This is a genomic window from Photorhabdus sp. CRCIA-P01 (assembly GCF_003545805.1).
GTDB lineage: Bacteria > Pseudomonadota > Gammaproteobacteria > Enterobacterales > Enterobacteriaceae > Photorhabdus > Photorhabdus antumapuensis.
This window is the reverse complement of sequence record NZ_NMQR01000015.1, coordinates 92355-101967: the sequence shown is the minus strand read 5'-3', so window position 1 is coordinate 101967 and position 9613 is coordinate 92355. Positions and strand designations below refer to the sequence as shown.

At 41.9% G+C, this 9613-nt stretch carries 12 protein-coding genes and 1 tRNA gene; 5 read left to right on the top strand and 8 right to left on the bottom strand.

Annotated elements, in window-relative coordinates; genetic code table 11:
• Positions 1-270, top strand: a 270-nt coding sequence (locus tag D3222_RS11610; RefSeq protein WP_118985137.1) for an ISAs1 family transposase, incomplete at its 5' end; no start/stop codon positions are given.
• A gap of 32 nt (positions 271-302) precedes the next feature.
• Positions 303-446, top strand: coding sequence for a tail fiber assembly protein (locus D3222_RS11605; protein ID WP_304598670.1), 144 nt, complete (start codon positions 303-305; stop codon positions 444-446).
• Between the two features lie 121 nt (positions 447-567).
• Here D3222_RS11605 and D3222_RS11600 read toward each other — a convergent pair whose 3' ends face one another.
• The 6 genes from D3222_RS11600 to D3222_RS11575 all read right to left on the bottom strand — a co-directional run bounded on the left by D3222_RS11600 (position 568) and on the right by D3222_RS11575 (position 3847).
• Positions 568-807: an Aca2/YdiL-like domain-containing protein gene (locus D3222_RS11600; protein ID WP_118986296.1), complete on the bottom strand. Its 240-nt coding sequence runs from the start codon at positions 805-807 to the stop codon at positions 568-570.
• A gap of 24 nt (positions 808-831) precedes the next feature.
• Entirely contained in the window at positions 832-1098 is a 267-nt protein-coding gene (locus D3222_RS11595) for a hypothetical protein (protein ID WP_118986295.1), read from the bottom strand.
• 5 nt (positions 1099-1103) lie between these two features.
• Positions 1104-1292: a hypothetical protein gene (locus tag D3222_RS11590; RefSeq protein WP_118986294.1), complete on the bottom strand. Its 189-nt coding sequence runs from the start codon at positions 1290-1292 to the stop codon at positions 1104-1106.
• 403 nt (positions 1293-1695) lie between these two features.
• Positions 1696-1772, bottom strand: a tRNA-Pro gene (locus D3222_RS11585).
• Between the two features lie 75 nt (positions 1773-1847).
• On the bottom strand, positions 1848-3587 hold the full coding sequence (gene yejM / locus D3222_RS11580; protein ID WP_118986293.1) for an LPS biosynthesis-modulating metalloenzyme YejM: 1740 nt from the start codon (positions 3585-3587) through the stop codon (positions 1848-1850).
• Positions 3588-3619: 32 nt separating this feature from the next.
• The gene (locus D3222_RS11575) at positions 3620-3847 is read right to left on the bottom strand and encodes a YejL family protein (protein WP_118986292.1); all 228 of its coding nucleotides are present in this window, start codon (positions 3845-3847) and stop codon (positions 3620-3622) included.
• Between the two features lie 272 nt (positions 3848-4119).
• Between D3222_RS11575 and yejK the strand changes: the two genes are divergently transcribed.
• Positions 4120-5124, top strand: coding sequence for a nucleoid-associated protein YejK (gene yejK, locus D3222_RS11570; RefSeq protein ID WP_118986291.1), 1005 nt, complete (start codon positions 4120-4122; stop codon positions 5122-5124).
• An 88-nt stretch (positions 5125-5212) separates the two neighbouring features.
• On the opposite strand, the gene rplY is transcribed toward yejK, so the two are convergent.
• Both rplY and D3222_RS11560 read right to left on the bottom strand, forming a co-directional pair.
• Positions 5213-5497, bottom strand: coding sequence for a 50S ribosomal protein L25 (rplY, locus tag D3222_RS11565; RefSeq protein ID WP_118986290.1), 285 nt, complete (start codon positions 5495-5497; stop codon positions 5213-5215).
• A gap of 145 nt (positions 5498-5642) precedes the next feature.
• Positions 5643-7400 carry a DEAD/DEAH box helicase gene (locus D3222_RS11560; protein ID WP_118986289.1) on the bottom strand — a complete coding sequence of 586 codons (1758 nt, stop codon included), beginning with the start codon at positions 7398-7400 and terminating at the stop codon, positions 5643-5645.
• A 278-nt stretch (positions 7401-7678) separates the two neighbouring features.
• Between D3222_RS11560 and rsuA the strand changes: the two genes are divergently transcribed.
• Positions 7679-8380 carry a 16S rRNA pseudouridine(516) synthase RsuA gene (gene rsuA / locus D3222_RS11555; RefSeq protein ID WP_118986288.1) on the top strand — a complete coding sequence of 234 codons (702 nt, stop codon included), beginning with the start codon at positions 7679-7681 and terminating at the stop codon, positions 8378-8380.
• A 43-nt stretch (positions 8381-8423) separates the two neighbouring features.
• The gene (locus D3222_RS11550; RefSeq protein ID WP_118986287.1) at positions 8424-9608 is read left to right on the top strand and encodes a Bcr/CflA family multidrug efflux MFS transporter; all 1185 of its coding nucleotides are present in this window, start codon (positions 8424-8426) and stop codon (positions 9606-9608) included.
• The last annotated feature ends 5 nt before the right edge of the window (positions 9609-9613 follow it).

Below are 9613 nucleotides of genomic sequence, written 5' to 3'. Positions count from 1 at the left end.
AGTTCGTTGCCTTTAGATGTGGAGCGGGCTGCCACGGCAATAAGAAAGCATTGGTCAGTGGAAAATGAGCTACACTGGGTTTTAGACGTCATCTTTCGGGAAGATGCTATCTCGCTTAAAGATCCTGATGGTGCAGCACAAATGGCTCTTTTTAATCGAATAGCATTAAATGTGATTAAACAAAATACGAGTATAAAAGATAGTCAAGCAGCGAAACGTCGAAGAGCGACTTGGTCAGGAGAATTTCGTAGCCAGCTTCTCTTTGATTAAATTAAATACAAAGTGGAATCCCGCCCTGCTCATTGCTGCAAGACTCGGTTGACCTTGAAATTGCTACCACAGTAGAAGAAGCCGCTTTATTGGAGTGGAAGAAATACAGAGTATTACTCGCTCGTGTAGATATTTTACAAGCGCCTGATATTGAGTGGCCGCCTGTACCTAAATAAATGATAAAGCCGGGTAACCGGCTTAAATTAGCTATATTTTTCTGATAATATTTCAGCAGCAACAGAATTAGTAATGCGCCACATAACAATATTACGTTTGCCTGTTGCTTGTTCAAATTCATCAAGTGCTATGTAATATTTCAGAACTCGCAAATCTCCATTCTGAAATTCTTCGTTTAAGAAGGCTATTTCTCAGATTAACAAAATCTTTGATTGCACTTTCCACATCTTGCGGAATGGGATAACGCCCTGCTTCCCAATATTGCCAAGTGCGCGAGGATACCCCACCTATACATTCAGCTGCTTCTTTAACATCTAGCATCAATAGCTTTCGTAATGCCTGTAATTCTTTATTAGTCATAATATAAGACCGCTTTACGTGGAATTATTCGGATAAGGGGTTTTCAAAATCCTTAGCACGATATTCCTTTCTTGCTGAATCCATGATTGCTTCGGCGATATTCAATACCTCCTGACTGTTTAATTGAATACCGATCTTTATCTCTCTCTTCGGACTATAAAGAATATCGTTAACTACAATCCAGCCGCCATTTATCCATTTGTTAACGTGCTGAGGATCTACTCCCATGTGGCGCGCAAATTCGGCTTTATTGCCGTGGAAATTTCTATCTATATATTCAGTGAGTAGCATTGCTTTTACTCCGCAATAATTTTTGGATTAACGATAAGATATGAAGTTCCATGTTCATCATCTATTTCTACAGTATCAAAATCAAGGTGCGTGAACAGACCATCAAATACATTAGTCGCACCATGTTTAAGAAATAAATCACCTATTTTTACTACAGAAGCTACTTCACTGGCTGAGCCGTGGAATAATTTCATTTTGTTAGCCTCTGTGTTGTTTATTTTGATGAAATTATAATAGTCGTTTTTCGACTATATAGCAAGGATTAATTAGTCGTTTTTTCGACTATAAATGTGATTTTTGTAACAAAATCAAGGAAGGGCTATCTGATAGGCACTGATAGCAGTACATATCACGAAATACTGGATGAGATTGAGAGTAGATATCTGTAAGCCCTGATGTCGAGCGGCCAGGAGTGCCGAAGCAATGGGGAATAATTAGATAATTTTATGTTTTTAGGTAAGAAAAGCTGGCTTATCAGTAGCTATAAATACCAGATTTGAAGTTGGGGTTTTTCCCCAGTTTTGCCCTAGTTTTTCCCCAAGCAAATCCCAGCCATAAAAAAACCAACCCTAAGAGGTTGGTTTTTCTGGGGAAATTTGGTCGGCATGATAGGATTTGAACCTACGACCCCCGACACCCCATGACGGTGCGCTACCAAGCTGCGCTACATGCCGATAATTCGTATTATAGTACTGATTTTTTTCCTAAAAGCAAGCACTGAATTTTGTGACTGATTGATTTTTAAGCATTTAGTTGGCTGTAAAATGTTTAACCTCGGTTAGTATCTGTAACAGTTGCGCCAAATTGGGCTTAGCATCTTTGATTTCGTTGCCTTCTAGGTCATATAAGTGATAGTCACCATTTTTATCCAAGAACAAGGTATTTTCGCTGGTTGTAATGATCAGGGAACCATCATCACCGGTAATCACCCACGGATTATCACGTTGTGCTGCGAATAGATCCTGGCCTTGAGAATAATCAGCAGGAGTATTGCTGACGTGCAACAAACGTTGCATTAATGTTGTCATGACGTCCTGATGACTTGTCAGTTTACTAATTGTCTGTGATGGTGTTCCTGGCCAATGAATCAGCAGTGGAACATGCATTTGCGCACGATTAAATCTGCCATTGTTTATCCATCTAGGTGGATGTGTTGCGGCGATTTCACTATGTTCAGCGGTAATTATAATGACAGTATTGTTCAGTGCATTTTTGCTTTTTAGTATCTCTAGTACAGTATTAATCTGACTATCAAGAGCAGCAGCATTTCCTACAGAATCTATTTTATCCAAGCCACTTAGCCTCAAGAAAGAGAACCACGGAGCGTTAGTATTGGGTAAATTTAGCCATTGCTGCCATTGTTCTACCGTGAGTTGGTTGCTTTGGTTGATCTCAGTGGGCAGTGAATAGTCGGAAAGTAATGCATGACGATAAAGCGGAGTATCAAATCCCACGGAAGAGAATAGGCCAAATTGATATCCCTGATGAGTCAGGGCATTAATCAGAGCTGACGATTTACGTCCAGCCAGTATTCCATCCAGATAATCAGAAGAAATGCCATAAAACAGCCCGAATAGGGCGGTATCATTTTGAATGCCAGTACTGAAATGCTGATTGAACTGAATGCTGGTTTCTCTGAAATGAGAGAGCGCAGGCATATTCTCGGTAATATCTCTATTATCCAGTTTATCAACTACCAGTATTAACAGGTTGTGTCCGCTGCCTTTATCCTGATAAGTCAGATCATTAAGTGGATATTCTACGGTCGGCGCAGCAGGATCACCCTGTTGCATAAGGCGGTGCTGATATTCCTGTTGATCCAGCAGACCATGTTTTTCAAGAAATTTACGCGCTGTCATTGGATAGGAGAGCGGCAGGTTAGAACGTTGCATGGTAATCGGTCGATAAAAATTAGCATCAGCCCAGATATACATCAAATGGGAAGCTAAAAAAGCCGAAATAAGGACGGCAGCCAGTGGCTTACCAAACCGTTGCCGATTCAGGCTGCGTAGTTTCTGCCAACTCCAGGTACCAAATAACATCTGCATCAGAAAAATGACTGGAATACAGATGAACATTAGCTGCCATTCTCGCGTTAGCTCCCCTTGATCAGGATTGATAACTAAATCCCATACCAAAGGTGTAAGGTGAAGATGGAGACGGTTGTATATGGAAATATCGAATATTAACAGTGTCAGCCCGGCGGTGGCCAAAATGGCTGAAAGAAACCTTAGCAGGCGTTGTGACATGACAATAAATGTCAGTGGAAACAGGACCAGCAAATAAGCGGCAAAAATAATAAAACTAAAATGCCCAAGCCAACTAGCCAGAGCATAGACTCGGCCGAACAGTGAGCTCGGCCAGTCAGAAACAAACAGGTAACGACTACCTAATCCAAGACTGAACAGAATGTTAAATAGGGCAAACCAATGCCCCCAGCTAATCATTTGGGAAACTTTTTCACGATAACGCTGACGGCTAGTCACCATATTTTGTTTACGTTGTAGTCTTAGTTAAAAAATTAATGGGCTTTATCTTCGTTTACCGAAGATTTAAGCGCGTGTGCAAACGAGTCAGCAATATGTCTGCGCTGTGCAGGAGATATACTCGTATTGATTAAGTTTGTTACCATATTGCCCAGTACCATTAAAGAAAGGTCTGTCGGCGTACGGTTTTTTTCCAGAACACTGACGAGTTCTGTTAATAAACGTTCAACGTGTTCGTCACTGTAACGAGATGACTGTGGCATAGATTTAAACTTCCTGAACTAACAAAGCACATTATCTTACCGTATAGATGCGTGATTTTCTGCTCTTTTGTGGCAAATTAATTCACGGTTAAGATTATGTTGCAGTAATAGCCTATTTTTAGCAATTTTTTGATACCTGTCAGCAAATTATAGTTGATGGCAGATGATGAAACGTTATTTTCTTTCGGGGTTTTTTATTGCAGTCGTTTGTTATCGGTGTTTGAATGCGTGTTTAAAAACGCATGAAGTCAGCCGCGAAAGGAGTAGAAAGAATGAGTCTGCAAATAGACCAGATTGCCTTGCATCAATTAATCAAGCGTGATGAACAGACATTAGATGTTGTGTTGCGTGATTCTTTACTCGCCACCGATCACGTGGTGGAAGATATGATGGCTGAATTACACCGAGTATACAGCGCAAAAAGTAAAGCTTACGGCTTATTTAATGAAGAGAGTGAATTGGCAGAAGCACTCAGACATCAGCGTAAAGGTGATGAAGATTTTCTTGGGTTCAGTCGTGCGGCAACCGCACGTTTGAGGGATGAACTGGCGAAATATCCGTTTGCCGAGGGAGGGACGGTCCTGTTTTGTCAGTATCGCTATCTGGCGGTAGAGTATTTATTGATTGCTGTGCTTAATAGCTGTAATAGTATGTCTGTTAACGATAATCTGGATTTAAATACCACTCGTTATCTGGATATTCCTCATGCTGATATTGTTGCTCGTATAGATTTGACGGAGTGGGAAGCTAATCCTGAATCAAGCCGTTATTTAACATTCTTGAAAGGCCGGGTAGGGCGTAAAGTTTCAGATTTCTTTATGGATTTTCTCGCTGCTAGTGAAGGTATGAATGCTAAAGTTCAGAATAAAGGACTGCTCCAAGCAGTTAATGATTATTGTGAATCTGGTGAGCTGAATAAGAATGAGCGTCAAGCGTATCGCCAGCAAGTATACGGCTATTGTAATGATCAATTGCAGGCGGGAGAGGAAATTGAAATTAAGGCGTTGTCTCAAGCATTACCCACATTTGGCGAGCAGAATTTTCAGCAGTTTTCTCAAGATCAGGGATATGAACTGGAAGAGAGTTTCCCGGCGGATCGTAGTACGTTGCGTCAGCTAACTAAATTTGCTGGCAGTGGTGGTGGATTAACAATTAATTTCGATGCGATGTTATTTGGTGAAAGAATTTTCTGGGATCCGGCAACGGATACTTTAACCATTAAAGGCACGCCACCAAATTTACGTGACCAGTTACAGCGCCGTAGAGGTGATCATTGAGAGTGGTGGTTATTGAGGCCAAAAAATAAATAACGCCGCATTTGCGGCGTTATTTACTCGGCGTCCCGAAAAGCTCGGCTGTGGCTAATTAAGCACGCAGGAAGTCAATGTGCGCCAGTTTTGGTTTAAACGGATGGCGCTGTACAGCCTGCACTTTAACTTTAGTCTCTTTACCGTCGATAACCAGGGTCAGAGCTTCGCTATAAAATTCAGCTTTGCATTCCATAGTGATAACCTGATCGTGAGCCAGTTCAATAGAAACTGGCTCTTGGTTGCCACCGTATACGATAGCTGGAAACTTGTTAGCTCTACGCAGGCGGCGGCTCGCACCTTTGCCCTGCTCTTTACGTACTTCTGCATTAATAGTAAACATTATTTTTTCTCTTTAAGAAGAAAATAAATCCTGCTACAGGCGACCCAGCAGCAGGTTCGAGATTTGGCCTAACATAGTGTCAAGCGGGCGGCATTCTAGCGAAAAATGGCAGTTACAGCAAATGGAATAGGTTAATCTAAACCTATTAATATAATTCGTCTGCTCGTCGGAAACGCCCTTGGTAGTCAAAGATTTTTTCACGAATCTGCCAGAATCGACCTTTTTTACGGGCGACAACAAAATCTGGATGACGTAATAAAGGTTGCTGGTGAACGATATCTAAGGCGGTTTTCCAGTTAAAAGGTATAGCCGGGGCACGTTGATGCTGACGAAGAAATTGGTGCTCAAAGGCTAGTCGTTGGGCCGGGGTTGTAAGCCGAAAGCGTTCCGAAACATCAGCACCATCTTCATCGTAATAGATGATTTTCAGCCATTCGCCTTTACTGTCAGTTTCAGTGATGAGTTGCATGCCACCACAACGCAGTACCAGTGCATCTTTAAGCTTCAATGCGGCTTTCAACATATCGTCGGGATCAACCAGCACCTCCTGGCAACTGTGGCAACGCCGCGCTGCAATATCATTTTCTGCATTGCAATGAGGGCAGAGTTTAAAACGAAAACGGAACTCACATTGATGGCGTTTGCCGTATTGATCGTTTTCCCAACCCTGACAGCGGCGGCCAAAATGCTCAATAATTTCACCGTCGGAGGTACATTTTCCCCAAAATATATTGGCAAAGTTGCAGATAGGGCAGAATACTTGAATCGGTTGGCTCTGTTTGTCCGGTTTATTGCTGCCAACTTCTGGTGTGTAGAGATCGTGAGGGTTTCCTGCATAATCGAGAATCAGGCAATCTTTTTTGCCGGGAAATAACCGTAAACCACGACCGATAATTTGCTGATATAGACTGACGGATTCAGTAGGACGCAGAATGACTATCAGATCAACATGGGGAGCATCAAATCCAGTTGTCAATACGGCGACGTTAACCAGATAGCGCAATTGCTGAGTTTTAAAGGCTTCGATAAACAGATCACGATCAGCGGTTGATGTATCGGCACTGACTAATGCGGCTTGGCCGGAAGGGAGTAATTGAAAAATCTCTTTGGCATGTTCGACAGTTGCAGCAAAAAGCATAACGCCTTTGCGGTCAGCGGAATATTCAATGACTTGTCTGATAATATGAGGTGTGATGCGTTTTTGTCGTTTAATTTCGTGGTTTAAATCAGTTTCATTGAAGATGCCTTGCTGACTGGAGCGAACTTGGCTGAAATCATATTGCATAACAGGCATATCTAGCCGTTTTGGCGGGACCAGGAAACCGTGTTTAATCATATAACGCAGGGGCAATTCATAGATGCAATCACGGAAAAAACAGTTTTCATCACCACGGATCATGCCGTGATAGTGATATTGATATATCCAGCCGATAGCCAGTCTGTAAGGTGTCGCTGTTAAGCCAAGAAGGCGTAGTTGTGGATTATTTTGTCGGAGGTGATGAATAATTTGCTGATACTGGCTATTTTCATCATCACTGATACGGTGGCATTCATCAATTATCAGCAAAGAGAATTGATTATCAAAATGTTCAAGATTACGGGCGACAGATTGCACACTACCAAACACGACTTTTCCTGCACTTTGTTTTTGCTGCAATCCCGCGGAAAAAATATCTGCTGGTAAACCGTATGCGCAGTATTTGCTGTAATTCTGTGCAACTAATTCTTTTACATGAGCCAATACTAATACTCTCCCACGAGCTAATTTTGCCAGTTCAGCAATGACCAGGCTTTTACCTGCGCCAGTTGGTAACACAATGACCGCAGGCTCATGATGGTGCCGGAAATGATTAACGGTGGCATCCACGGCTTCTTGCTGATAGGGACGTAAAGTAAAAGTCATAATCGTTCCGTAACCGAAAAATATTCGCAAAAGAGTAACATTTTTCTTATCAATTTTCCGTGGGCGGAAGTCAAGGTAAGATAATTATCTGATTGAGTGAAACTATAACTGGTTATAATAAATAGATAATTGTTGTTTATAGTAAACATAGTTATGATTAGCTTTGAAAGCTTTTGGGCTCATTTCATATCTTCTTTTTTGGTGGCTCTGTGTTGTAGTGCCAAAATAGTAGTGGGTCACGTTCATTTTTAAATTAATTAATACAGGTGTCTTCATCCATGCGATTGGATAAATTTTTGTCACAACAGCTTGGTATCAGTCGGAATGACGTAGGACGCGAATTGCGTGCGGGGCGTATCACTGTTGATGATGAGATTGTAAAAACCGGAGCTTATAAATTAACTCCAGAGCAACAGGTCATGTTTGATGGCTCATTATTGCAACAGCAACCAGGGCCTCGTTATTTTATGTTAAATAAGCCACAGGGGTATGTCTGTTCCACCGATGATCCGATAAATCCGACGGTGCTCTATTTTATTGATGAGCCAGCAGCGCATAAATTACATACGGCAGGTAGGTTGGATATGGATACCACCGGTCTGGTTTTGCTAACTGATGATGGTCAATGGTCTCATCGTATTACTTCCCCAAAACATCATTGTAAAAAAACATATCTAGTCATACTTGAATGTCCAGTTGCAGCGGAGACGGCGGATAAATTTCTTGCAGGTGTTGAACTTAATGGTGAGAAAACAGTGACAAAACCCGCTCAACTGGAAATTCTGGAACCTCAAGTAGCCCGCCTGACGATTAGTGAAGGGCGTTACCATCAGGTAAAACGCATGTTTGCAGCGGTAGGTAATCGGGTAACCGCGCTTCATCGTGAGCGAATCGGTGAAATCATCTTAGATCCTGAACTGGAGCCAGGAGAGTACCGATCATTAACTGAGCAAGAAATTGCCAGTGTCAATCTTCCTTAATCTTGGTTTTAGTGAATTATTTTAAATTATTGGAGCAATATACGTGCAACAACAACGATCATCCTATTTTGGACTGATTTTAATCCTTGGGCTGCTTTCTATGTTAATGCCCCTTGCCATTGATATGTATTTGCCGAGTTTGCCGACTGTTGCCGAGGATTTCGGTGTAGATAGCGGACAGGTTCAGATGACGCTGAGCAGCTATATTCTTGGTTTTGCTATCGGTCAGATGGTATATGGTCCAATGGCTGACAGTTTGGGGCGTAAGCCGGTTATTCTAGGCGGGGTTACTGTGTTTGCCCTAGCTTCAGCTGCGTGTGCAATGGTACAGAATATCGATGATTTTATTTATATGCGCTTTTTGCATGGATTCTCCGCCGCCGCAGCGGGTGTTGTCATTAATGCGCTAATGCGAGATCTGTTCACCAAAGACGAATTCTCTCGTAGCATGTCTTTTGTGATATTGGTAATGACTATTGCCCCATTAATTGCTCCAATTCTTGGTGGCATGATAATGATTTGGTTCACATGGCATGCGATTTTCTGGAGTATTGCGGTGACTTCTGTTATTGCCGTATTCCTTGTCGCTTTCTTTATAAGAGAGACTTTGCCAAAAGAGAAAAGACAAAAATTTCATCTTCGTACAACCGTAAATCAGTTTATTATGTTATTTCGCCAGCGTCGTGTATTTTGCTACATGCTTGCCAGCGGTTTTTCATTTGCGGGAATGTTCTCTTTTCTTAGTGCAGGGCCATTTGTTTATATTGAGCTGAATGGTGTTTCGCCTCAGCACTTTGGTTATTACTTTGCGCTTAACATCGTATTTCTGTTTGTGATGACGACAATAAATAGTCGCTATGTCCGGCGCTTTGGTGCGTTGAAGATGATGTATTGTGGTTTGAGTGTGCAGTTTATGATGGGGATTTGGTTGCTACTGTCTACCGCCCTCGATTTTGGCTTTACTGCTCTGGTCATCGGTGTTGCAGCTTATGTATGTGGTATTGCAATGATTACATCCAATGTCATGGCGGTGGTTTTAGATGATTATCCACATATGGCCGGAACGGTGTCTTCATTGGCGGGTACAATTCGTTTTGGTATTAGTGCCTTGGTTGGTATATTACTTTCCATGTTACCTGCACGTAATGCCTGGCCAATGGTTGGCTCTATGGTTTTATCTGTTATTTTGGCTGTATTGTTTATTCTATATGCAAAAAAGAGGCGGTAAATAAA

Excerpts from the sequence above, each read along its gene's own strand:
- D3222_RS11600 (WP_118986296.1), bottom strand. The coding sequence starts at position 807 with ATGACTAATAAAGAATTACAGGCATTACGAAAGCTATTGATGCTAGAT.
- D3222_RS11595 (WP_118986295.1), bottom strand. The coding sequence starts at position 1,098 with ATGCTACTCACTGAATATATAGATAGAAATTTCCACGGCAATAAAGCC.
- D3222_RS11590 (WP_118986294.1), bottom strand. The coding sequence starts at position 1,292 with ATGAAATTATTCCACGGCTCAGCCAGTGAAGTAGCTTCTGTAGTAAAA.
- yejM (WP_118986293.1), bottom strand. The coding sequence starts at position 3,587 with ATGGTGACTAGCCGTCAGCGTTATCGTGAAAAAGTTTCCCAAATGATT.
- D3222_RS11575 (WP_118986292.1), bottom strand. The coding sequence starts at position 3,847 with ATGCCACAGTCATCTCGTTACAGTGACGAACACGTTGAACGTTTATTA.
- yejK (WP_118986291.1), top strand. The coding sequence starts at position 4,120 with ATGAGTCTGCAAATAGACCAGATTGCCTTGCATCAATTAATCAAGCGT.
- rplY (WP_118986290.1), bottom strand. The coding sequence starts at position 5,497 with ATGTTTACTATTAATGCAGAAGTACGTAAAGAGCAGGGCAAAGGTGCG.
- D3222_RS11560 (WP_118986289.1), bottom strand. The coding sequence starts at position 7,400 with ATGACTTTTACTTTACGTCCCTATCAGCAAGAAGCCGTGGATGCCACC.
- rsuA (WP_118986288.1), top strand. The coding sequence starts at position 7,679 with ATGCGATTGGATAAATTTTTGTCACAACAGCTTGGTATCAGTCGGAAT.